Source organism: Nonomuraea fastidiosa (assembly GCF_042751225.1).
In the GTDB taxonomy this organism is placed as follows: domain Bacteria; phylum Actinomycetota; class Actinomycetes; order Streptosporangiales; family Streptosporangiaceae; genus Nonomuraea; species Nonomuraea fastidiosa.
Genome location: NZ_CP170570.1, coordinates 596,357 through 618,674 on the forward strand (window position 1 = coordinate 596,357; position 22,318 = coordinate 618,674).

The 22,318-nt window shown below is 72.7% G+C and carries 20 protein-coding genes; 12 read left to right on the plus strand and 8 right to left on the minus strand.

Annotation, left to right across the window (positions count from 1 at the left end; translation table 11 throughout):
* Positions 1 to 146: 146 nt before the first annotated feature.
* The 4 genes from ACFMQL_RS02655 to ACFMQL_RS02670 all read right to left on the minus strand — a co-directional run bounded on the left by ACFMQL_RS02655 (position 147) and on the right by ACFMQL_RS02670 (position 4,164).
* Positions 147 to 1,469 carry a solute carrier family 23 protein gene (locus ACFMQL_RS02655; protein WP_364067450.1) on the minus strand — a complete coding sequence of 441 codons (1,323 nt, stop codon included), beginning with the start codon at positions 1,467 to 1,469 and terminating at the stop codon, positions 147 to 149.
* 75 nt (positions 1,470 to 1,544) lie between these two features.
* Entirely contained in the window at positions 1,545 to 2,189 is a 645-nt protein-coding gene (locus tag ACFMQL_RS02660; RefSeq protein WP_364067449.1) for an NYN domain-containing protein, read from the minus strand.
* Positions 2,190 to 2,337: 148 nt separating this feature from the next.
* Positions 2,338 to 2,541: an RNA-binding S4 domain-containing protein gene (locus ACFMQL_RS02665; protein WP_364067447.1), complete on the minus strand. Its 204-nt coding sequence runs from the start codon at positions 2,539 to 2,541 to the stop codon at positions 2,338 to 2,340.
* A gap of 21 nt (positions 2,542 to 2,562) precedes the next feature.
* Positions 2,563 to 4,164 carry a PucR family transcriptional regulator ligand-binding domain-containing protein gene (locus ACFMQL_RS02670; RefSeq protein WP_364067446.1) on the minus strand — a complete coding sequence of 534 codons (1,602 nt, stop codon included), beginning with the start codon at positions 4,162 to 4,164 and terminating at the stop codon, positions 2,563 to 2,565.
* Between the two features lie 130 nt (positions 4,165 to 4,294).
* On the opposite strand from ACFMQL_RS02670, the gene ACFMQL_RS02675 reads away from it, so the two are divergent.
* The 9 genes from ACFMQL_RS02675 (at position 4,295) to ACFMQL_RS02715 (ending at position 14,862) form a co-directional block, all read left to right on the plus strand.
* The gene (locus ACFMQL_RS02675) at positions 4,295 to 5,161 is read left to right on the plus strand and encodes a DUF2877 domain-containing protein (RefSeq protein WP_364067445.1); all 867 of its coding nucleotides are present in this window, start codon (positions 4,295 to 4,297) and stop codon (positions 5,159 to 5,161) included.
* Positions 5,158 to 6,621 (plus strand): FdrA family protein, encoded by a 1,464-nt coding sequence (locus ACFMQL_RS02680; RefSeq protein ID WP_378784426.1) that lies wholly within the window; start codon positions 5,158 to 5,160, stop codon positions 6,619 to 6,621. The genes ACFMQL_RS02675 and ACFMQL_RS02680 overlap by 4 nt, the downstream gene beginning before the upstream one ends.
* 121 nt (positions 6,622 to 6,742) lie before the next feature.
* On the plus strand, positions 6,743 to 8,131 hold the full coding sequence (locus tag ACFMQL_RS02685; RefSeq protein ID WP_378784428.1) for a DUF1116 domain-containing protein: 1,389 nt from the start codon (positions 6,743 to 6,745) through the stop codon (positions 8,129 to 8,131).
* Positions 8,132 to 8,366: 235 nt separating this feature from the next.
* Positions 8,367 to 9,317, plus strand: a complete 951-nt coding sequence (locus ACFMQL_RS02690; RefSeq protein WP_378784429.1) for a serine/threonine-protein kinase — start codon at positions 8,367 to 8,369, stop codon at positions 9,315 to 9,317.
* Positions 9,272 to 10,561 carry a hypothetical protein gene (locus tag ACFMQL_RS02695; RefSeq protein ID WP_378784431.1) on the plus strand — a complete coding sequence of 430 codons (1,290 nt, stop codon included), beginning with the start codon at positions 9,272 to 9,274 and terminating at the stop codon, positions 10,559 to 10,561. The genes ACFMQL_RS02690 and ACFMQL_RS02695 overlap by 46 nt, the downstream gene beginning before the upstream one ends.
* Before the next feature lie 41 nt (positions 10,562 to 10,602).
* Positions 10,603 to 11,175 (plus strand): TetR/AcrR family transcriptional regulator, encoded by a 573-nt coding sequence (locus tag ACFMQL_RS02700; protein ID WP_364067440.1) that lies wholly within the window; start codon positions 10,603 to 10,605, stop codon positions 11,173 to 11,175.
* Between the two features lie 52 nt (positions 11,176 to 11,227).
* On the plus strand, positions 11,228 to 12,424 hold the full coding sequence (locus ACFMQL_RS02705) for a Cmx/CmrA family chloramphenicol efflux MFS transporter (RefSeq protein ID WP_364067438.1): 1,197 nt from the start codon (positions 11,228 to 11,230) through the stop codon (positions 12,422 to 12,424).
* Positions 12,421 to 13,242, plus strand: coding sequence for an MOSC domain-containing protein (locus ACFMQL_RS02710; RefSeq protein WP_378784433.1), 822 nt, complete (start codon positions 12,421 to 12,423; stop codon positions 13,240 to 13,242). The genes ACFMQL_RS02705 and ACFMQL_RS02710 overlap by 4 nt, the downstream gene beginning before the upstream one ends.
* 351 nt (positions 13,243 to 13,593) lie before the next feature.
* The gene (locus tag ACFMQL_RS02715; protein ID WP_378784435.1) at positions 13,594 to 14,862 is read left to right on the plus strand and encodes an MFS transporter; all 1,269 of its coding nucleotides are present in this window, start codon (positions 13,594 to 13,596) and stop codon (positions 14,860 to 14,862) included.
* 109 nt (positions 14,863 to 14,971) lie between these two features.
* On the opposite strand, the gene ACFMQL_RS02720 is transcribed toward ACFMQL_RS02715, so the two are convergent.
* The 3 genes from ACFMQL_RS02720 to ACFMQL_RS02730 are packed head-to-tail and all read right to left on the minus strand — an operon-like array spanning position 14,972 to position 17,726.
* Positions 14,972 to 15,181 carry a hypothetical protein gene (locus ACFMQL_RS02720; protein WP_378784436.1) on the minus strand — a complete coding sequence of 70 codons (210 nt, stop codon included), beginning with the start codon at positions 15,179 to 15,181 and terminating at the stop codon, positions 14,972 to 14,974.
* Positions 15,121 to 16,539 (minus strand): bifunctional 3'-5' exonuclease/DNA polymerase, encoded by a 1,419-nt coding sequence (locus tag ACFMQL_RS02725; RefSeq protein WP_378784437.1) that lies wholly within the window; start codon positions 16,537 to 16,539, stop codon positions 15,121 to 15,123. The genes ACFMQL_RS02720 and ACFMQL_RS02725 overlap by 61 nt, the downstream gene beginning before the upstream one ends.
* 29 nt (positions 16,540 to 16,568) lie before the next feature.
* On the minus strand, positions 16,569 to 17,726 hold the full coding sequence (locus tag ACFMQL_RS02730; protein WP_378784438.1) for a metallophosphoesterase family protein: 1,158 nt from the start codon (positions 17,724 to 17,726) through the stop codon (positions 16,569 to 16,571).
* A 545-nt stretch (positions 17,727 to 18,271) separates the two neighbouring features.
* On the opposite strand from ACFMQL_RS02730, the gene ACFMQL_RS02735 reads away from it, so the two are divergent.
* Entirely contained in the window at positions 18,272 to 18,625 is a 354-nt protein-coding gene (locus tag ACFMQL_RS02735) for a hypothetical protein (protein WP_364067433.1), read from the plus strand.
* A gap of 48 nt (positions 18,626 to 18,673) precedes the next feature.
* Here the strand turns inward: ACFMQL_RS02735 and ACFMQL_RS02740 are convergent, their stop codons facing one another.
* Positions 18,674 to 20,236, minus strand: coding sequence for an FAD-binding oxidoreductase (locus ACFMQL_RS02740; RefSeq protein WP_364067700.1), 1,563 nt, complete (start codon positions 20,234 to 20,236; stop codon positions 18,674 to 18,676).
* A 31-nt stretch (positions 20,237 to 20,267) separates the two neighbouring features.
* Here ACFMQL_RS02740 and ACFMQL_RS02745 point away from each other — a divergent pair, with 31 nt between their 5' ends.
* Both ACFMQL_RS02745 and ACFMQL_RS02750 read left to right on the plus strand, forming a co-directional pair.
* The gene (locus ACFMQL_RS02745; RefSeq protein ID WP_364067432.1) at positions 20,268 to 20,780 is read left to right on the plus strand and encodes a helix-turn-helix domain-containing protein; all 513 of its coding nucleotides are present in this window, start codon (positions 20,268 to 20,270) and stop codon (positions 20,778 to 20,780) included.
* Positions 20,773 to 22,290: a glycerol-3-phosphate dehydrogenase/oxidase gene (locus ACFMQL_RS02750; protein ID WP_378784439.1), complete on the plus strand. Its 1,518-nt coding sequence runs from the start codon at positions 20,773 to 20,775 to the stop codon at positions 22,288 to 22,290. Before ACFMQL_RS02745 ends, ACFMQL_RS02750 begins: the two co-directional genes overlap by 8 nt.
* The last annotated feature ends 28 nt before the right edge of the window (positions 22,291 to 22,318 follow it).

A 22,318-nucleotide genomic window follows, 5' to 3' on the forward strand; every position in this document is an offset into this window, starting at 1 on the left:
CGTACCGTTGCGGGCACATTAGGCCGGACGGCACGTACCCACACGGGCATGATCTGCCAAATCTGCCCCGCCGACCAGGGCCAACATCGCGCACATGCGCCGGCCCGCCCTGTGAGGGGTGTCATGAGAGGGATGTCAGGGGTCGTCTACGAGGAGACGGGCTCCCTGCGCACGGCGCGCAGCAGGTGGTAGCCGACCAGCAGCACGATCGTGCCGAGCGCGATGCCGCTCAGCGCGAACGTGTCCGTGATCGGGAACGCCACCGGGCCGACCGCGCAGATGATGCCCGCGCCCGTGGGCACCAGGTTGCCCGGGTCCGACAAATTCACCCGGTTCTCGATCCAGATCTTCGCGCCCAGCAGGCCGATCATGCCGTACAGGATGGTCGTCACCCCGCCCAGCACGCCGCCCGGCGTGGCCGCGATGAGCGCGCCGAACTTCGGGCAGAGCCCGAACAGGATCGCGATGACCGCCGCGATGTAGTACGCCGCCGTCGAGTAGACCTTGGTGGCCGCCATCACGCCGATGTTCTCCGCGTACGTGGTCGTCGCCGAGCCGCCGACCGAGGTCGCCACCACCGTGCCCACGCCGTCGGCCATCACCGCCCGGCCCATGTAGGCGTCCACGTCCGCGCCGGTCATCTCGCCCACGGCCTTGACGTGCCCGACGTTCTCCGCGATGAGCGCGATCACCACCGGCAGCACCAGCACGATCGCCGACGCCTCGAACACCGGCCCGTGGAACGACGGCAGCCCCACCCAGTCGGCCTGCGCCACCGCGTCGAGATTCACCCGGAAGTGCTCGGTGACCTGGCCGCTGTCGTCCGGCGCGGTGATCTTCCCGCCGACGACGTCCCACACATACGACAGCACGAACCCGAAGATCAGGCCGAGCAGCACCCCGATCCGGCCGAGGAAGCCGCGGAACACCCCGATGAACACGAACGTCGCCGCCATCGTCAGCAGCGCCACCCACGGGTCCTTCGGCCAGTAGACGTCGGCCGCCACGTACGCCATGCCGAACCCGATCAGCATGACCACCCCGCCGGTGACGATGGGCGGGAACACCCGGTGCAGGATGCCGACGCCGAGCTTGTGAATCGCGTACCCGCAGGCCGCGAGCACCACCCCGACCGCGAGCAGCGCCCCGGTGACGGTCGCGTCGTCGCCGCCCGCCGCCCTGATCGCGGCCACCGCGCCCACGAACGACGCGCTCGACCCCACGTAGCTCGGGATCTTGCCCTTGACGATCAGCAGGAACAGGATCGTCGCGACGCCCGACATCATCACGGCCAGGTTCGCATCCAGCCCCATGACCAGCGGGAACACGAACGTCGCACCGAACATCGCGATGACGTGCTGCGCACCGATGCCCACCATCCTGGGCCAGCTCAGCCGCTCGTCCGGCCTGACCACCTCACCCGGCGTCAGGCGCTTGCCATCGCCGTGCACCTTCCACCCCAACGCCACGCCCGCACCTCAATCTCCGCCTGACCAGCGGGTACTCCACGTAGATATGTCGCAGAGCACAATAGAGGGTGCGCCTTAATTCCAGTACGCCGGGCGCCGATATTCCGCCCCATCCGGCCCGCGCAGCACGTCGGGAAGCTGCCAGCGGCGGATGAGCGCCTGTCCGAGCGGCAACCAGGCGTCGCTGCACCTGCGCAGCCCGTCGGCGCCTTTGCCCGGCGGGAACACGCTGACGATCCTGGTCTTGCTCCCCCTCAGGTCGTCGATCGCCCGGATCTTCTCGATCGGGGCGCAGAGGTCGGTGTCGGCGGAGATGAGCAGCACCACGTCGACCAGGTCGAGCGCCGCGTCCGCCACCATGAAGCTGGCGATGGCGGCGTCGGTCTTCTTCTCCTCATACGAGCGCCATATCCAGCCGCACTCGCGGCACTGGATGGGTCGTTCCTGAAAGCGCCCCAGCACCACCTCGACGCCCCGGCTCCGCACGGCGGCCAGGTAGACGCGCTGGCGCGCCGCCGCCTGCCGGTCGTTGCGCACGATGGCGGTGAAGTAGCAGATGCGCTGCAGCGACTGTCCGTCGCGCAGCAGGTCGCCGGCGAGCCCGGCGAGGTCGAGCCAGAGATCGCGACGGCGGCTCAGTCGCTTGAGCCCGTAGTACAGGTTGAATCCGTCGATGTAGACGCCCACACGCCCGCCGGTGCCATTCGGCTTGTCACGCACAGCCACTATCTCCTAGCATGGAGTCAAGAACGCCCGGCACTCACGTCCCGGGCTTTACGGCCCCCTTCAGGGGGCCGTTTCTTTTGCGGCACCGATGCTAGTAAACGGCGAGTAATGACGTGATGACTTTTCGTGAACGCCTGAGCCGTTACGCCACGCGGATCGAGAACCCGTCGCCGCTGACCACCTGACCGGAGCGGATCTTGGCGCGTTTGCGCAGCTCGACCTCGCCGTCCACCTTCACCAGGCCCTCGGCGATGAGTTGTTTGGCCATGCCGCCCGTCTCGGTGATCCCGCAGTATTTCAGCAGGTCGCACAGCGGGATGTAGTCGTCGCGCAGTTCGAAGTCCACGACCGACCAGCCTAGACGGCGTCAGATGCCGCGCATGCGCAGCACGTGCAGGGCCAGGGTGAGGTTGAGCCGCAGGTGGGGGTCGTCGGTGAAGGTGCCGAGCAGGCGTTCGAGCTTGCCGATGCGGTAGCGCAAGGTGTTGTAGTGGAAGTGCAGCCGGCGGGCGGTCTCGGCGACGTTGAGGTTGGTCTCCAGCAGGACCTGGAGGGTGCGGCGCAGATCGGCGTTCTCGGCGTCGTCGTCGGATGCGAGAGGACCGAGCGTCTCGCGGACGAACGCGTGCAGCTCGTCGGTGTCGTTGACGAGCGACAGCAGCCGGTAGACGCCGAGCTGGTCGAAGTGGGCGACCGCTCCCGGGCCGTGGAGCTGGCGGCCGACGCGGGCCGCCTTGAGCGCCTGCGCGTACGCCTCGGGCAGCGTCTCCGCCCCCGGGCTGGGCCGCGACGTGCCGGTGGAGAAGGTGGCGGGCGGCACGTCGGCGAAGGCGGAGGCGGCGTCCTTGGCGATCCTGACGGCGTCCAGCGAGGCGTCCACGACGGCCACGACCTCGTGGGAGAACCCGGCGACCGCGCCTTCTGGATCGTGCCGCCTGATGGCGGCGGTCCAGCAGGCGACGAGCCGGTCCTGGGCGCTGCGCTCGTCGCCGTCGGGGTCGAGCTCGGCCACGAGGACGGTGACGGGGCGGGCGAGGTTCCAGCCGAACGCGCGCGCCCGTGAGGTGACCCGCTCGGCGGTGCCGGCCCGCCCGGTGAGCACGTCGCGCAGGAAGTCGGCGCGGTATTTGCTCTCGACGGCGTTGACCGCCTCCTGCCGGGTGACGACGAGCGCGGCGACGGTGGCGGCGCGTTCGAGTATGCCGATGTCGCCGTCCCTGATCGCCCCGGACGGGCTGTAGGCGACGATCCTGCCGTGGTGGTGGCCGCCGGCCAGCACCGGTGCGGCCGCGAACGAGCGCGTCCGTCCTGGCTGCGACGAGGCGGGCGGGCCCTCGTGGGTGATCGACTCGCGCAGCACCGTCACGTGCTCGGGCGGCCCGGCGGTGGCCAGCACGCGGCCGGTGCCGTCGACGGCCGCCACCGCCGCGTCGAGGAGCTGGGCCACCTCGGCGGTGACCTCGTTGAGCCCGCCCCCGGCCAGGACCACCTGCACGAGCGCCCGGTGCGCCTCCTCGGCGCGGGCGAGCACGGCGGCCTGCCGGTTGAGTATGTCGGTCAGCACCTGGTTGAGAATGTCGTCGAAGCCGACGTCGTTGGGCAGCAGGATGAGGGGGAAGCCGAGCCTGTCGGCCTGCTCGACCATCTCGTCGGGCAGCTCGTCGACGTACCGGCCGAGCTTGATGGCCAGCGCGGACAGCCCGCGCTCGTCGAGGTCGGCCACCAGCCTGCCGAGCGACTGCGGCGTGTTGCGCAGCGGGTAGCCGGTGGTGAGCAGCAGCTCGTGCGGTTTGACCCAGGCCAGGATGTCGGGCACTTCCATGACGTTGAGCCGCTGCACGATGCGGCCGAGCCCGCTCTCGCCCGCGATCAGCCGCGCGCCCGCGAGGGTGGAGGCGCCGAGCACCTCCCCGACGGATACGCCGTGGATGATCGTGCCGGTGCTGGCGAGGCGGACGGGGGGCTCCATGAGCTGATTGTGACGCGGCGGCCGTCTGTCAGGAAGAGCCAACCTTCCCGCTCACTGTTGGCAAATTTACCCGTACGGAGGGTTCCGGCCGCCGTTCTACGGTCACTTCCAAGGTCGGTTGGGAGGTCAGGTGACCGTCAGTACTCATGCGCGGCGTACCCGCGTGCACGTCACGGGCGCGGCGAGCACGGCGGTGCGCGCGCTGCTGGAGTCCCAGCGGCGCCCCGCGCGGGTGCTCGCGGCCTTTTCCCAGGGCGTCTACCTGGAGGTCAGGACCGAGGCGGAACCGTCGGTGATCGCGGTGATCACGGGTGAGGCCACCCGGCTGCCGAACTCCGTGGTGCTGGCCGGCCCGCTGCCGAACCTCACGATGGGTGACGACGCGGCGGTGGGCGACCGGGCGATCGAGCTGGGCCCGCTGAGCCTGACCGTACGCCGGTGGTGGGATCCGTCGCCGCCCCTGGCCCCGCTGGACCGCGACCTGCTGGCGCGGGCCGCAGACGAGCTGACCGACCCTCCCGGCGCCGGGCTGGCCGGTGACGCCTCCGTTGAGCTGCTGGCCGAGAGCTGCGCGAAGGGGTGGCTGCTCGGCGCGGTGACGGCGGCCGAGCGGCTCGTCGGGCTGGGTCCCGGGCTGACGCCGAGCGGCGACGACGTGCTCGCCGGGCTGCTGGTGGCGCTGCGGCACCTGGGCGGGGCGGCGGGCGCGGGGCGGGCCGTGTGGCTGGCGGACTGGCTGGCGGCGACCGTGACGTACGACGCCCGCACCCGTACGACACCGATCTCCGCCACGCTGCTGCACTGCGCGGCCAGGGGCGAGGCAAGCCCCGAGGTGCTCGCCGTGCTGCGCGGCCTGGCCGGGCGGCAGGCGCTCGCGCCCGCGCTGCGCCGCCTGTACCGGCTCGGCCACACCTCCGGCGCGGACCTCGCGCAGGGCATCGGTATCGGCGCGCGCACCGTGCTGTCGCTCGCGGCCTCCTCGGGAGCGGCGGGATGAGCGAGCCGGTGGTGCTGGTACGGCGGGGCGCCTACCACGACTCGGTGACGCTCATGCGGGTCAGCCGCGCCCTGTCGGAGCTGCCCGGCGTGACGGCCGGCATGGTCGCGATGGCGACGGAGCTCAACGTCTCGATCCTGCGCGACATGGGTTTCCAGGTGCCGGACGCGGGGCCGTCCGACCTGGTGATCGCGGTACGCGCCGACGACGCGGGCCCGGCCGTCGAGGAGGCGGAGCGGCTGCTCACGGCGACGGCGCAGCCGGCCGGGACGGCGGCTTCGGAGCAGCCGCCGCTGACCACCCGTTCGGCCGCCGCCCGCGAACCCGCCGGCCTGGTGCTGGTCTCGACGCCCGGCGAGTACGCCTTCTTCGAGGCGCTGGACGCCGTCGAGGCCGGACTGCCCGTCATGATCTTCAGCGACGGCGTCCCTGTCGAGCAGGAGCGGCGGCTGAAGGAGCTGGCCGAGGCCAAGGACGTGCTGGTCATGGGCCCTGACTGCGGCACCGCCGTGATCGCCGGCGCCGGGCTGGGCTTCGCGAACGTGCTGTCGCCGGGCCCCGTCGGCGTGGTGGCCGCGTCCGGCACGGGGGCGCAGCAGGTGACGTCGCTGCTCGACTGGGCGGGCGTGGGCGTGAGCCACGTGCTCGGCGTGGGCGGCAGGGACCTGTCGGCCGAGGTGGGCGGCCTGTCCACGCGGCGCGCCCTGCGCATGCTCGACGACGACCCGGCCACCGAGCTCATCGTGCTCGTCTCCAAGCCGCCATCGCCCGAGGTGGCGCGCTCGGTGGCGGAACTACCGCTGCGCACGCCGGTCGTACGCGCGCTTCTCGGCGTGAACCGCCCCGATGCGGCGTCGCGCTCCGCAGTGGCGGGCCCCGCGGCGGCGAACCCCGCGGCGGCGGACCCCACAGCGCCGGACCCCACAGCGCCGGACCCCACAGCGCCTGATCTCACAGCGCCTGATCTGACTGGGGCTGCCGAGGAGGTGCTGCGGGCGCTCGGCAGGGCCGTCCCCGAGTGGCCCGCCTGGCTCGCGGAGCCAGGCCCGCGCCCCGCCGCCAAAACGCTCAAGGGCCTGTACGCCGGCGGCACGCTGAGCGCGGAGGCCGCGCTGCTCGCCGGCACCGGCGACTTCGTGGACTTCGGCGACGACGCCTACACCAGGGGCCGCGCCCATCCGATGATCGACCCGACGCTGCGCGTGGAAACCCTGTCCCGGGCTGTGGAGACGGACGTGGTGCTCATGGACGTCGTCCTCGGCCACGGCGCCGACCCTGACCCGGCGGCCTCGCTCGCGCCCGCGATCGCCCGTACGCCGGCCACGGTGGTGATCGCCCTGATCGGCACCCGGGGCGACCCGCAGGATGTGGACCGGCAGGCGCAGGCGTTCCGCGAGGCGGGCGCGTCGGTCTTCGCCTCCAACGCCCAGGCCGCCCGCCACGCCAGGAGCCTGCTGTGAGCCCGCGAACCGCCCGCCGCAACAGGAAGCCCGCCGTGAGCCCGCGAACCGCCCGCCACGCCGGGAGTGCGCCCGCACGGCGCGGGCGGGCCCGCGCCGTCCTTCTCGCCGGGAGCCTGTCATGACAGCTCAGCCGCGCCTGCTCGACGGGCCGCCCCGCGTCATCACCGTCGGGGCGGGGCTGCTCGACGAGGCGCTGCGCGCACAGGCCGTGCCGACGACACCGGTCGCGTGGCGTCCGCCGCTGCCGGGCACCGCCGAGGCGCTGGCCCGGGTGCTCGCCGATCCGCGCAGGCAGGAGGCCAACGCGGTGGCCGTCGGGCGGCTGACGTCCGCCCGCCCGCACCTGGTGGGCGTGCGGCGGGCGTCGGGGGTCCTCGAACCCGGCGTGTTCCTGCACGCGGGCCCGCCCATCACGTGGGAGCGGGCGTCGGGGCCGATGCGCGGCGCGCTGATCGGTGCGATGCTGCTCGAAGGTCTCGCCGCCGACGAGGAGGACGCGGCGGACCGGCTGGCGGCGGGCGCGGTCGAGCTGCGCCCCTGCCACGAGCACGGCGCGGTCGGCCCGATGGCGGGCGTGGTGAGCCCGTCGATGTGGTTGTTCGAGGTGCGCGACGCCGAGCACGGCGGCACCGCGTACTGCTCGCTCAACGAGGGCCTGGGCAAGGTGCTGCGCTACGGCGCGTACGGACCCGAGGTGCTCGACCGGCTGCGCTGGATGGACCAGGTGCTGGGCCCGGCGCTGGCGGGGGCGCTTGAGCGTACGGGGCCGATCGACCTGCGCGCGCTGATCGCGCAGGCCCTGCAGATGGGCGACGAGCTGCACAACCGCAACCGCGCGGCCACCTCGCTGCTGCTGCGCGAGCTGGCCCCGGCGATCGTGGAGGCGGCGCCCGGCGAGGCTGCCGAAGTGCTGCGCTTCATCAACGGCAACGACCACTTCTTCCTGAACGCGGGCATGGCCGCGGCCAAGGTGAGCACCGACGCCGCCCGCGACGTGCCCGGCTCGTCGCTGGTGGTGGCGATGGCGCGCAACGGCACCGACTTCGGGGTGCAGGTCTCGGGGCTGGGCGGGCGCTGGTTCACCGGGCCCGCGGGGGTGCCGCATGGGCTCTATCTCGGTACGTACGGCCCCGAAGACGCTAATCCGGACATCGGCGACTCGACGATCACGGAGACGTCGGGACTGGGCGGTTTCGCGATGGCGGCGGCGCCGGCGATCGTGCGGTTCGTGGGCGGCGAGGTGGCGGACGCGGTGCGGGCCACGCGCTCGATGTACGAGATCACGCTCGCCGAGCATCCCGTCTACCAGATCCCCGGTCTCGGCTTCCGCGGCACGCCGGTCGGCATCGACGTCGCGCTGGTGGCCCGGACAGGGCTGTTGCCGGTGGTCAACACGGGGATCGCGGGCCGGGTCGCGGGCACGGGGCAGGTCGGCGCGGGCCTGGTCGAGCCGCCCGTCGAGGCCTTTGTGAGAGCGCTCCACGCGCTGTCCGATATGCGTAAGTGATCCATTTTATTACTGATATTTCCGCATGTCAGGAATGGTGTCAGCGCGCCTCGCCTTCCCTTGTTCATTTACCGCCGATATCGTGACGATCCTCCATAATCTGCAAGTAGCGTGAAGAACGCACGTGACGGATGAGGCGAGATGGGGGCGGAAGATGGCAGCCGACCGCTTGCTCAGCGGACCCGGCCCAGACGGGGGCACCACGGGAGGCGGCGCTCCGCAGAGCCAGGGACGCTTGATCGGCAGGCGTTACCGGTTGTTGTCGCCCGTGGGCAGGGGCGGCATGGGCATGGTGTGGCACGCCCATGACGTGCTGCTCGACCGTGACGTCGCGGTCAAAGAGCTGATCCTGCCGTACGGGCTGGACAACGCGGGCAGGCAGATCGCGCACCGGCGCATGCTGCGCGAGGCCAGGTCGGCCGGGCGGCTCACGCATCCCGGCATCGTCACCGTGCACGACGTGGTCGAGGAGGACGGCCGGCCCTGGATCGTGATGGAGCTGGTGCGCGCGTGGTCGCTGGAGCAGGCCGTACGCCAGAGCGGCCCGCTGCCGGTGGTCCAGGCGGCCGAGATCGGCATCCGGGTGCTCGACGCGCTCAGGCACGCGCACGCGGCGGGCATCCTGCACCGCGACATCAAGCCCGGCAACGTGCTGCTGACCTCCGACCGGGTGGTGCTGACCGACTTCGGCATCGCGGCCATCGAGGGCGATGTGACGATCACGCAGACCGGCCTGCTCATGGGCTCGCCCGCGTACATCCCGCCGGAGCGGCTGTCGGGCCAGCCGATCGGTCCCGCCGCCGACCTGTGGTCGTTCGGCGCGACCCTGTACGCCGCGGTCGAGGGGCGGCCGCCGTACGAGGGGCCGGATCCGGTGGCGGTGCTCGGCGCGGTGCTGACCCAGGAGCCGACCAAGCCGCAGCGGGCGGGCGCGCTGCGGCCGGTGATCGAGGGCCTGCTGCGTAAGAACCCGGCCGAGCGGCTGACCGTCGACCAGGTCATGGAGATGCTGGAGGCGGTGCTGCGCGCGCACGGCGCGCCGCGGCCGCGTACGCCGGAGACGCTGCCGAGCCCGACCGACTCCACGCCGGCCTGCTGCCGCCGCTGGAGCCGCCGTCCGGGCCGCTGCCCTCGCGCATCGTGGAGACGCCGTCGGGGCCCGTGCGGGTGCCGTACGACCCTGTGAGCAGCCCGTCGGGCGGGCACTCGATGCCGTACGAGGGGATGACGAGCCCGTCGGGCAGCCACCGTACCGACCGGCTGCCGCAGCCGCCCGCCACCGGCGACGCACCCGGCACCTATGACTCACTGGCCGGCTCGTCGGGGCCGTATCCTTCGAGCGCGTCCGGGCCATACGACTCCCTGGCGAGTTCGTCCGGTCCTTACACCTCGGCCGGGGGCTCGTCCGCGCCGTCGTACGACTCGCTCAGCAGCCCGTCCGCGCCGTCGTACGACTCCCTCGCAAGCTCGTCCGGCCCCTACGACTCCCTGGGCGGCGCGTCGGGACCGCAGCAACCTCCGTTCGGGGCGTCGGGACCGCAGCAGCAGCCGTTCGGCGCGCCGCCGCCCCCGACTCCCCCGGCCCGCGACTTCGACGACGACCTCGACGGCGGCAGCGGCCCGCGCCCGCAGCCGATACTCCCCCTCACCACCGACAGCCGCACCTCGGGCGCCGCTCCGTGGCCGCTGCCCACGCCCGACGACCTGGCCGACTTGTCCAGGAACATCAGCGCCGAGGTCAGCAAGGGCAGCCTGACCTCGCTGCCGCCGGTCGAGCCGCGTACCGGCAAGAGCCGGCGCAGGCGAGAGGACGACGAGGGGCTGTGGATGCGCGGCGGCCGCCCGACGCCGCTGGCGATCGGCAGCTCCGTGGCGGCGGTGGCCGTCGTCGCGGGGGCCCTCGCGGTCGTCCTGACCGGCGGCTCCGGCGAGGCCCCGGTGTCCGCCGCGCCGTCGGCCGCGAGCACCGCCGCACAAGCGGGCCGGCCGTCTCCGGTGCCGAACGGCTACAAGGAGCACGCCGGCCCCAGGTTCACCGCCGCCGTGCCGCAGGACTGGAAGCTGTCGGTGGCGGGCGGCGTGGCCACGTTCAGCGGGCCGAAGGACTCGAACATGCGGATCGTGGTCGAGAAGGCCGTCCCGCAGCCCGACGGCGGGGTGGCCGAGCTGGGCAAGCTGGAGGCCGAGGGCGGCAGGGAGAACTACATCCAGGTGCGCCTGCAGGCCGTGAAGTACCGGGGCACTCCGGCCGCCGACTGGGAGTACACCTACACCACGGACCAGGGCGTCCCCATGCACGCCCTGGTCAGGTACGCCGCGCTCGGCACCGAGCTGGCCCACAAGATCACGTTCGACCTGCCCGATCTGCGGTGGGACGAGCAGGCGGCGACGCGGAAGGTGTTCCTGGACACGTTCCAGCCCGTCGCCTGACGTATTGCATCGATCAGTCCAAAACCGGTAGCATGCGGTGCATGGCACGGCCGAGGAAGTTCGAGGAGGACAAGGCGATCGAGGCGGCGATGCGCGCGTTCTGGAACGCGGGCTACGAGGCCACCTCGACGCAGGACCTGTGCGCCGCGACCGGCCTCGGCCGCAGCAGCATCTACAACACGTTCGCCAGCAAGCACGATCTGTTCATGCGCGCGCTGCGCCACTACATGGACGTGCACAACCGATCGCTCGCCGAGCTGATGGACAGCGACCTGCCGATCAAGGAGAAGGTCAAGACCGTGCTCTGGTGGGCGGTCGAGCCCGCCCCCGACGAACCGGCCGGCTGCATGGTGGTCAACGCCAGCATCGAGCTCGGCCCCCGCGACCCCGAGATCGCCGCGTTGCTGCGCCACGACAACGCCAAGCGCATAGAGCTGCTCAGGTCCGGCATCGAGGCCGCGCGCACGCGCGGCGAGGTGGACTCGGGGCATGATCCGCTGGCGCTGGCCCGCTTCGTCGCCGCCACGGTCAACGGCCTGCGGGTGATGGCGCGGGCCGGCGCCGACAAGCAGACGCTCGAATCGACGGCGAACGTCGCGCTGAGCGTCTTCTGATTTTTTCATGCCCGGTTTTTGTACTGATCAATTCAAAATGAAGGAGGTAGCCATGCCATTGGCCATCTATATCCTCGGCCTGTCGATCTTCGCGCAGGGCACGTCCGAGCTGATGCTGGCCGGGCTGCTGCCCGGTATGGCCACCGACCTCGGCGTGTCCATCCCGGAGGCGGGCCTGCTGATCTCGGCGTTCGCCATCGGCATGCTGGTGGGCGCGCCGCTGCTGGCCGTCGCCACGCTCCGGATGCCGCGCCGTACGGTACTGCTCACGTTTCTCGCGATCTTCGCGCTGTCCCACGTGGCGGGCGCGTTGACCGCCGACTACGCCGTGCTGTTCGCCACCCGCGTGATCGGCGCCTTCGTGTACGCGGGCTTCTGGGCCGTGGCCGCCGCCACCGCGATCGGCCTGGTGCCGGCCACCTCCCGCGTCAAGGCGATGAGCGTGCTGGCCGGCGGGCTCACCGTGGCCACCGTCGTCGGCCTGGCCGCGGGCACGCTGATCGGCCAGCACATGGGCTGGCGTGCGGCGTTCTGGGCGGTCGCCGGGCTGACGGTGCTGGCCGCGATCGGCGTGCTCGCCACCATCCCCGGAGGCCGCCCCGACGCGGACGACGCCCCGAGCGCGGCCACCGAGCTGCGCGCGATCGCCAGGCCGCGGGTCCTGCTCGCCTACGGCATCACCGCGCTGAGCACCGGCGCGCTGCTCGCCTGCTTCAGCTACCTGAGCCCGCTGCTCACCGACGTCACCGGCCTGGACGAGGTCTGGGTGCCCGTGGTGCTCGGCCTGTACGGCGTCGGCTCGCTGATCGGCATCACGCTGGGCGGCAGGATCGGCGATGCCCGGCCGTTCCCGCTGCTGTTCGCCGGCATCACCGGTCTCGTGCTCACCTCGGCCGCCCTGTGGCTGTCCGCCGGCGTCGCCGTGCTGGCGATCCCGCTGGTCTTCCTGCTCGGCGCGTTCGGCTTCAGCACCAACCCGGCGCTGAACGCCCGCCCCTTCGCGCTGGCCAAGGGCGCGCCCACGCTGGCCGCCGCCTTCAACGTCTCCGCCTTCAACGTCGGCATCACCGCCGGGCCCTGGGCAGGCGGCCTGGCGATCGACGCCGGGCTCGGGTACGCCTCGGTCGCCTGGATCGGCGCCGCGATCGGCGTCGCCGCCCTCGCCGCGGCCGCGCTGTCGGCGGCCCTGGAGCGCCGCGAAAACCCCCTTCGGCAATCGCCTGAGGTGGAGATACGGTCTGCCGTATGAAGCTGGCGAGCATCTCGTACTATCCCGTCAAATCCACCACGGGTCATGAGGTGAGCGAGGCCGACGTGCTGCCGTGGGGGCTGGCCGGCGACCGCCGCTACCTCATCGCCGACGCCGACGGCCGCACCCTGACCGCCCGCGTCGAGCCGCGGCTGCTGTCCATCGTCCCCCTGCTCGACGGTGACACGCTCACGCTGACGGGGCCGCACGCCGAGCCGCTGACCGTGACCCCATCCCCCGCCGCACTCTCCCCCGTCACCCTGTGGGGGCGCGAGGTGGAGCTCACCGACTGCGGCGAGGACGCCGCCGCGTGGCTGACGGCTCTGGTCGGACGGCCGGTGCGGCTCAAGTGGCTGGACGACCCCCGTCGTCGTCCCGTCGACCCGGACTACGGGCGGCCGGACGATCGGGTCAGCCTCGCCGACGGCTTCCCGCTGCTGCTCACCTCGGCGGCCTCGCTCGCCAGGCTCAACGACTGGATCACCGAGGACGCGCTCGAACGCGGTGAGGAGCCGCCCGCGCCGCTGACCATGCGCAGGTTCCGGCCGAACGTGGTGGTCGACGGGATGCCGTTAGAGCCGTTCGCCGAGGACGAGTGGAAGCGGCTGCGCATCGGCGAGGTGGAGTTCCGGGCCGTCAAGGGGTGCGCGCGGTGCGTGCTCACCACCATCGACCCCGACACCTGCGACAAGGGCAAGGAGCCGATCAGGACGCTGTCGCGCTACCGCAAGCGGGACGGCAAGGTCTGGTTCGGCGTCAACATCATCCCGGACGGCCCGGGTCACATCGCCGTCGGCGACCCGGTGACGATCCTCTGACACGGTGGCGGATCCGCCCAGCCCCGTCTGCTCGGCGAGCCGGTGGATCCGCCCGGCAAGTGGATCCGCCCGGCAAAAGGCGCAATCGGCGCGGCGGCGCATCCGTCCGGCAGAAGACGCGACCGGCACGGCGGCACACCCGCCCGGCAGAAGACGCGACCGGCACGGCGGCACACCCGCCCGGCAGAAGACGCGACCGGCACGGCGGCACACCCGCCCCGCAGGAGGCGCGGCCGGCACGGCGGCACACCCGCCCCGCAAGAGGCGCGCTCGGCCTGGGCCGGGCATCCGCCGGAAAGAGGCGCACTGTCCCCTATGGGGTGTTGTTAGGGGTTATGCGAGACTTCACGCGTGACCAGTGCCCCCACACAATCCACCGCACCCCTTCCCGAGCGGATCGTCCGCATCCAGCGCCGCACGCTGGCGGTGCTCTCGGCGTCGCAGATCGTGGGCGGCGTGGGCGTCGCCGTCGGGCTCGCGCTCAGCTCCGTCGTGGTGGACGAGCTGTCGGGCTCGACGGTGATCAGCGGGTTCGCGGGCACGGCCACGGTGCTCGGCGCGGCGCTGCTCGCGCTGCCCACCGCCAGGGCGGCGGGCCGTGGCGGGCGGCGGGCCGGGCTGTCGCTCGCGTACTTCGCCGCGCTGGCCGGCTGCCTGGTCTCGGTGCTGGCGATCAGCCTGCGTACGTGGCCGCTGCTGCTGGCCGGGCTGGTGCTGGTCGGCGGCGGCAGCGCGGCGAACCTGGCGGCCCGCTACTCGGCCACCGACCTGTCGCCGCGCGACCGCTCGGCCCGGCACCTGTCGCTGGTGGTGTGGGCCTCGACCATCGGCTCGGTCGCCGGTCCCAATCTCGCCGAGCCCTCCGACGAGCTCGGCGTGGGGCTCGGGCTGGTGGAGAAGGCGGGGCCGTTCGCGTTCGCGGCGCTGGCCTTCGGGCTGGCGCTGGTCGTCGTACTGGGGATGCTGCGTCCTGACCCGCTCGCGCTGGCCCGCGAGCTGCACGGCACCCGCGAGGAAGGCGGCAAGCGCCGGGGCATGATCCGCACCGGCCTGCAGGCGCTGCGCACCACCCCGATGGCCCGCCATGCCCTCGTCATGATCGCGGTGAGCCACACGGCCATGGTGTCGGTCATGTCGATGACCCCGGTCAAGCTGCACCACGACGGCTCGAACCTCGACGTCATCGGCCTGGTGATCAGCCTGCACATCGCCGGCATGTACGTGCTGTCGCCGGTCGTCGGCTGGCTGGCGGACAAGGCGGGCAAGGTGCCGGTGCTGGTGCTCGGCATGGCCCTGCTGGTGAGCGCCGCCGCGCTGGCGGGCACCGCCGGGCACCGCGTGTGGCAGGTGACGGCGGCGCTGGTGCTGCTCGGACTCGGCTGGTCGTGCGGGCTGGTGGCGGGCTCGGCGCTGGTCAGCGAGTCGGTGCCGCTGGAGCGGCGGACCGCCGTCCAGGGCCTGTCCGACCTGCTGATGAACGTCTGCGGCGCCACCGGCACGATCGTCGCGGGCGCCATCGTGGGCCTGCTCGGCTACGGCGTGCTCGGGCTGGTCGTCGCCGTCATGGCCGGGCTGTCGGGCCTCTGGCTGCTCGCCGTACGTCGCCGCACCGCCCCCTGAGCCCGCACCGCCCCCTGAGCCCGCACCGCACCCTGGGCCCGCACCGCGCACCCTCCGGCTGCGGGCCCAGACGGGCTGAGGCGGGATCCGCGACGATGCGGCCGGGGTGTCACTTGGCGTCGGCGTAGCAGGAGACGGCGACCGTCTCCATCGGGAAGCGCACCGGCGTCCGCCCGAACAGCAGCCTGGTCGCCTCGGCCGCCGCCACCCCGACCGCCGCCGTGACCTCCTCGGCCTGCTCGGCGGGGCAGTGGACCATCACCTCGTCGTGCTGGAAGAACACCAGCCTGGCCGGCTCGGGCAGCCGCCCGCGCAGCACGGCGAGCAGCGCGAGCGCCCACTCGGCTGCCGTGCCCTGCACCACGAAGTTGCGGGTGAAGCGGCCGCGGTCGCGGGCCGCCCGCGCGCCCTCGGGCCCTGCGACCAGCTCCTTCCACCGCGCGGACGGCGGCGGGCAGGTGCGGCCGAGCCAGGAGCGTACGAGCCGGCCTCCTCCCCCGCCTTGGCCGCGTCCTCCACGAACTGGTACGCCTTGGGGAAGCGCTGCCGCATGACGGCGAGCAGCCGGGAGGCGTCGCCGCTGGTGCCGCCGTACATGGCGGACAGCATCGCGATCTTGGCGTGCGCCCGCTCGCCGCCGAACGACTTCGCCAGCGCGGAGTACAGGTCGATCTCCCCCGCCGCCTCGGCGAGCCGCCCGTCGCCGGCCATCGCGGCGAGCACTCGCGGCTCGAGCTGGGCGGCGTCGGCCACGACCAGCACCCACCCGTCGTCGGCCAGCACCGCCCGCCGCATCGCCTTCGGGATCTGCAGCGCGCCGCCGCCGTTGGTGGCCCACCGGCCCGACACCACGCCGCCGACCACGTATTCGGGCCGGAACCGGCCTTTGTGCACCCACTGGTCGGCCCACGCCCAGCCGTGCGCGCTGTGCAGCCGCGCCAGCTCCTTGTACGCCAGCAGCGGCGCGACGGCCGGATGGTCGATCTGCTTCAGCTCCCACGACCTGGTGGTCTTGAGCGAGATGCCCGCGCCCTTGAACGCCTTGATGAGCTGCTGCGCGGAGTCGGGATTGACCGGATGGCCGAACGCCGCCGCCACCTCGTCGGCCAGCGCCTGCAGCTTGGCCGGCCGCATGCCGTGGACGGGACGCGGCCCGAGCAGCTCGGTCAGCAGCGCGTCGTGGACGTCTTTGCGCCACGGCATGCCCTCGTGGGACATCTCGGCCGCCACCAGCGCGCCCGCGGACTCGGCCGCGACCAGCAGCCGGAACCGGCCCGGCTCCGGCAGCGCGGCGATGCGCCTGAGCTGGTCGTCGAGCACCTCGGCGACCAGCTCGGCCGACGGCGGCTCGGGCGCGAACAGCGTGCCGGGCTCGCTCGGCCGCTCGTCGGGCACCGGCAGGCCGTGCAGCCTGGCGTGGGCGGCCCTGGCCGAGCGCGGCTCGTCGTGGCGGCCCTCGTAGGCGAGCAGCAGCCGCTCGGTCAAGGCGATGTCGTGGCAGCGCCCGACGCGCACGCCCCGCTCGATGAGCGGCGGGTACGCCTCGCGCGTGTCGGCCCACACCCACCGGGGGGACTCGGCCGCCTCCAGCTCGCGCACCGCGTCGGCCAGGACGGCGGGACGGCGCGGCGCGCCGCCGACCGGCAGCACCGTGTCCCCCGCGAGCACCACGTACACGCCACCAGGGTGCCAAACGGCTCCGACAATCAGAACGCCAGGCTGATGCGGACCTCGTCCTCCAGCGGCGGGTTCAGCTCCTGCCCCAGGCAGCCGGTCGCGGCGAAGCAGCGCAGGGTCAGCTCCTGCGGCGTCACCGAGACGTGCAGGAACTGCTTGAAGAACGGCGGCGTGTCCCAGTCGGACAGCTCCGACAGGTAGCGGTGGAACATCCGGTCGACCGGCAGCCGCAGCGGCCACGTCCAGGCGCCGAGCAGCCGCGCCGCCCAGCGCATGCGCCGGGTGATGCGCACCGGTCCTGTGGGCGTTCTGACCGGGGCGTTCTTGATGCGCTCGTTCATGATGCACGCCGCCTCGGCGGGCGTCAGGTAGAGCCACGGCATGCGCAGCCTGCGGGCGTAGAGCTGGCTGTAGAACGACAGCGAGTCGCCGCGCAGCGGATAGCACCTGAAGTCGTCTTCGTGCACGCCGTTCACGTCCACCCGCTCGATGGTGTGGGTGGCGTGCATGAACGCGCCGCCGCCGCCCGAGACGACGTACTGGATCACCCGGCCGTCGCCGAGCCTGACCGGGTAGCGCTGGTAGTTGTGCACGTCGCCGCCGATGGCCGCGACGTAGCGGTGCGCGGGGTCGCGGACGATGTCGTCGATGGTCCCGCCGTCCTCCAGCGGTGAGGGCTTGTACTCGTTGCCGGTGTAGATCGGCTTACCGGTGACCAGGATCTTCGGGCGCGGGTCGCGCGAGACCCGGCGCAGCCACTCGGTCTGGTCGCGGTCGATGACGTTGCCGATGCCGGTGTCCACGCCGACGATGAGCAGGCTCTCGCTCTCGATCGCCCAGTACGGGCCCGGCTGCGCGGCCTGGCCCTCGGCCTGCTGCGACGGCCTGCCGCGCAGCTTGCGGGCCTCGGCGAGCCGTTCCTCGTCGATGGGGTCGGGCTTGCGCCACAGCAGCCCGCGCAGCCCCTTGTCCGGCACGGGCTTGAGCGGCGGGGCGTCGCAGAAGACCCGCATGAAGCCGCCGAGCCCGTCGTACCAGTCGTGGTTTCCCGGTATCGCGTAGATCGGCGCGTCGTAATCCTGGTACGGACGGAAGAACTTGTCGCCGTACTCGTTGCCGGATCCGGTCGGATAGATCACGTCACTGGCGATGATGGCGAAGGACGTGCCGGAACCGACTTTCAGCATGCCCGGAACAACGGCGTACTGGGACGCGTCGCCCTCGCCGGTATCGCCCAGTAACAGGAAAGAGAAATTTCCCCCGACAGGCGGCTTGATGCGAAATTCCGGATCAATCCCGCGGGGCTTCTGCGCCTCGATCCACCGCTTGCGCACCTGCCCGGAAGGATCGCCGAACAAGGACGCGAGCACCTCGTTACGCGAGCGCCACAACGTCGCGGGATTCAACCAGCTGAAGCCCTTGCGATCCGGTCTGAGCTGCTGAAACGTCCCAATCTGCGAGCATGCCCAGCCCGCCCCTTCCTCCGACACCCGGGACGAAAGCTGCTTTCCCCGCTCAGCCGCTACTTCCACCATGACCACATCTTTACCGTGATCTACCTTCCATGCGACCTGAACGCTCCGTACCGTACGGAACACAGAAGGTTCGCAATGGTGTAGCCTTCCTCCCCCAAGCAAGCGGTTGGGATCGCCGAGGGGAGGCTCCGATGAGCCGTAAGGGCCCGGATGACGCGACCCGAAAAGGCACTTCCGGCGTAGAGGCCATCGAGGGTTTGCTGGCATTCGCGCAAACCCGACCGCGCTGGAGCAGAAGCACCGCGCTCAACGGTTTCCGCGAGGCGATCGCCCGCGCGCGGATGCTGGCCGACGAGTCGCCTCGCGAGCACACCGAGCTCCTGGTGCGCTGCCTCCGCACGACCGCGCGGCAGCTTCTGTCATGGGGACGTTCCACGGAGGCGCTGCCGATGGCGCAGGAGGCGGTGGCGGCCGCCCGCTCCATCGGCGGCGCGCCGCTCATCGCCTCGTTGCACACGCTGGCCGCGGTGTACGAGGCCGAGCACCACTACAGCGAAGCCGCCGCCGCGCTGGCCGAGGCCGACGCGATACGGCCGGGCGAGGACACCTGACCCGATACGCCGGCCTCGTAGACCCGGCCGGTGCCGCGCCGGAGCCGCCTACGGGATGAGCACGCCGGGGTTGAGCACGCCCTCGGGGTCGAGCGACTCCTTGACCGCGCGCAGGATCCGCACCCCGACGGGGCCGATCTCCCGCCCGTAGGCCTGAAGGTGGTCGCGGCCGACGCCGTGGTGGTGCGTGATCGTGCCGCCTGCCTCGACGACGGCCGCGTTCACCGCCTCCTTGGCCCGCTCCCACTGCGCCACCGGCTCGCCGTCCTGGGCGACGACGACGGTGAAGTAGAGCGAGGCGCCGGTCTCGTACACGTGGGAGATGTGGCAGAGCACCAGCGGCGAGCCGAGCGCGCCGAGCAGGGCGAGCCTGACGGCGTCGTACAGGCGCGGCAGGTTCGACCAGAAGCCGGCCGTCTCCAGCGTCTCGACGGTCGCGCCGGCGGCGAGCAGCGAGTCGCGCAGGTACGGCGCGGAGAAGCGGCCGTGCTCCCACGCCTGGCCCGGCCCCTCGCCCAGCGGCTCGCCGCCGTACCGGGCGAGCACGGCCGACGCCCGGGCCCGGCGCGGCTCCACGTCGGCGCCCTCGTACCCGGTGATCATGAGGCAGCCGCCGGGGCCGCCGGAGCCGATGGCCTCGGGATCGGCCAGGCCGACCATCGTCTCGGTCTCGTCCGACAGCCGCAGCACGGCCGGCAGCGGCCCCTCCTGGGCGAGCGCCCGCGCGGCGGCCGACCCGGCGGCGAACGCAGGGAAGCGCCACCCCTCGTAGCGCCGCTCCGCGGGCGCGCGCCGCACCCGCAGCCGCAGCGAGGTGATGACGCCGAACGCGCCCTCGGAGCCGAGCACGAGCTGGCGCAGGTCGGGCCCGGCCGCCGACTTGGGTGCGCGGCCGAGTTCGAGCGTGCCGGTCGGGGTGGCCAGGGTGAGCCCGGCCACCATGTCGTCGAAGCGGCCGTATCCGGCGGACGCCTGGCCGCTCGAGCGGGCCGCGGCGAAGCCGCCGAGCGTGGCGTACTCGAAGGACTGGGGGAAGTGCCCGAGCGTCAGCCCGTGCGCGGCGAGCAGCCGCTCGGCGTCGGGCGCGCGCACGCCCGGCTCGAAGTCGGCGAGCATCGACTCAGTGTCCACCGAGCGCAGCCGGTCGAGCCGCCGCAGGTCGAGCGCGACGACCCCGGCGAAGCGGTCGCGCCCGCTCGGCGCGAGGCCGCCCACGACGGAGGTGCCGCCGCCGAAGGGCACGACCGCGATCCGCTCGCGCGAGCACAGCTCCAGCAGCCCGGCCACCTCGTCGTGCGAGCCGGGCAGCACCACGGCGTCCGGGGCGTCGCCGCCGTCGCCGGCGCGCATGCGCAGCAGGTCGGGGGTGGACTTGCCGCGGGTGTGGCGGACGCGGTCCTCGTGCCCGGTCAGCACGTGCTGCTCGCCGACGACGCCGGCGAGCGCGCCGAGCAGGGCCTCGGTGAGGGCGATCGGGGGCAGCCGCACCTCCTCCAGGGCGGCGGCGGGAGCGACGGGCGCGCGGACGCCGAGCAGGTCGCCCAGCAGCTTCTTGACCTGGTCCGGCAGCTCGCGGGCCTTGGCCGGGTCGCCCCAGCCCGACCACAGCATGGGTTCTCCAGTCACCTTTACACTGTGACACATGACGTCGAATCGTCACAATGACGACGCTGTGCTGGACGCGGCACGTGACTGCGTGCTCGCCTACGGGGTGCGCAGGACGACGCTCACCGACGTGGCCCGCAGGGCGGGCGTCTCGCGGATGACGATCTACCGCCGCTGGCCCGACGTGCGCACGCTGGTCGCCGACCTCATGACCAGGGAGTGGGTACGCGTGGTGTCGGAGCTCGACCTGTCCGACCCGGTACGCGCGGTGGTGGCGGGCGTCAGGGGGCTGCGCGAGCACCCGTTGTGGCGCAAGATCGTGGAAGCGGACCCCGAACTGCTGCTGCCCTATCTGCTCGATCGGCGCGGCGCCAGCCACGAGGCCGTGCTCCAGGTGCTGGAGCCGGTCGCGGGCGGGCCGCGCAAGGCGCGCGCGGTGCTGCTCGTCGCGCAGTCGTTCCTGCTGTCCGCATCGACCATGCTCGACCCCGTGACCATGGACGAGCTCGACGCCGAGCTTGCCGCGCTACTGGAGGCCTACCTTGGATAGCTCGCTGAATGCCGCACGACGATCGCGCGAGCTGCGCGAGGTCGCCGAGCTTTCGGACCGGCGGCTGGACGTGCTGGTCGTCGGGCTCGGCGCGACGGGCGCGGGCGCCGCGCTCGACGCCGCCTCACGGGGGTTGAGCGTAGCGGCGATCGACGCGCACGACCTGGCTTTCGGCACATCCAGATGGAGCTCCAAGATGGTGCACGGCGGCCTGCGCTATCTGGCCAAGGGGCAGGTCGACGTGGCGTACGAGAGCGCGGTCGAGCGCGGCATCCTGCTCCGCAGGACCGCTCCGCACCTGGTCAAGGCCCATCCGTACGTGCTGCCGCTGACCCCTGACGTCTCCCGGAGCCAGGCGGCCATGGTGATGACCGGCTACCGGCTCGGCGACGCGCTGCGCGCCGCCGCCCGTACGCCGCGCCGCCTGCTGCCCGGCCCCAGCCGCCTCAGCCCGGAGCGCACCCGCAGGCTCGCGCCGGTCCTGCGCGCGGACGGCGCGTCCGGGCGCCTGCGCGGCGGCCTGCTGTCGTGGGACGGCCGGCTGCTCGACGACGCCCGCCTGGTCGTGGCGATCGCCAGGACCGCCGCCGCGCATGGGGCGCGGATCCTGACCCGCTGCCGCGCGCTGCGCCTGACCGGCAACGGCGCCGACGTGCGCGACGAGCTGACCGGCGAGGAGTTCACGATCCGCGCCCGGGTGGTGATCAACGCCACCGGCGTGTGGTCGGGCGAGCTGGACCCCCGGGTGCGGCTGCGGCCGTCGCGCGGCACCCACCTCGTGCTCGCGTCCCGCTCGCTGCCCGGCCTCATCGCGGGCCTGCACCTGCCGCTGCCCGGCGAGAGCAACAGGTTCGCGCTGGTGCTCCCGCAGCACGACGGCCGCGTGTACGTCGGGCTCACCGACGAGCCCGTGGACGGCCCGGTGCCGGACGTCCCCGAAGCGCCCGAGGAGGACGTCAGAACGCTGCTGGAGGTGTTGAACCGGGTTGTTGAGACTCCGGTGACCAGAGAGGCCGTCGCGGGCGCGTACGCGGGCCTCAGGCCGCTTCTGGCGGCCGACGGCAGGACGTCCGATCTGTCGCGCAGGCACGCGGTGTTCGCGGGCGACGGCGTGGTGACCGTCGTGGGCGGGAAGCTGACGACATATCGGCGGATGGCCGAGGACGCGGTGGATCGGGCGGTCGCGCACGCGAACCTGCGGGCCGGGCGGTGCCGTACGCGGCGGATCCCGCTCATCGGCGCGGGGCCGCGCCCGTCGAACGTGCCGCCGCGCGTGACCGATCGGTACGGCTCGGAGGCGGATGCCGCGTACGAGCTGGTCAAGGCGCACCCGGAGGAGGTCGGGCTGGGGCTGACGGCGGGCGACCTGCTCTGGTCGGTGCTGCACGAGGGCGCGCTCGACGAGGGCGACCTGCTCGACCGGCGGACGCGGATCGGCCTCGTGGCGCAGGACCGGGAGCGGGCCCTTGCGGCGACACGGGAGGTATTGCACCGAACCTCCCGCCCATGACCTCTCCGAACCGTTAGGTTAGTCTTAC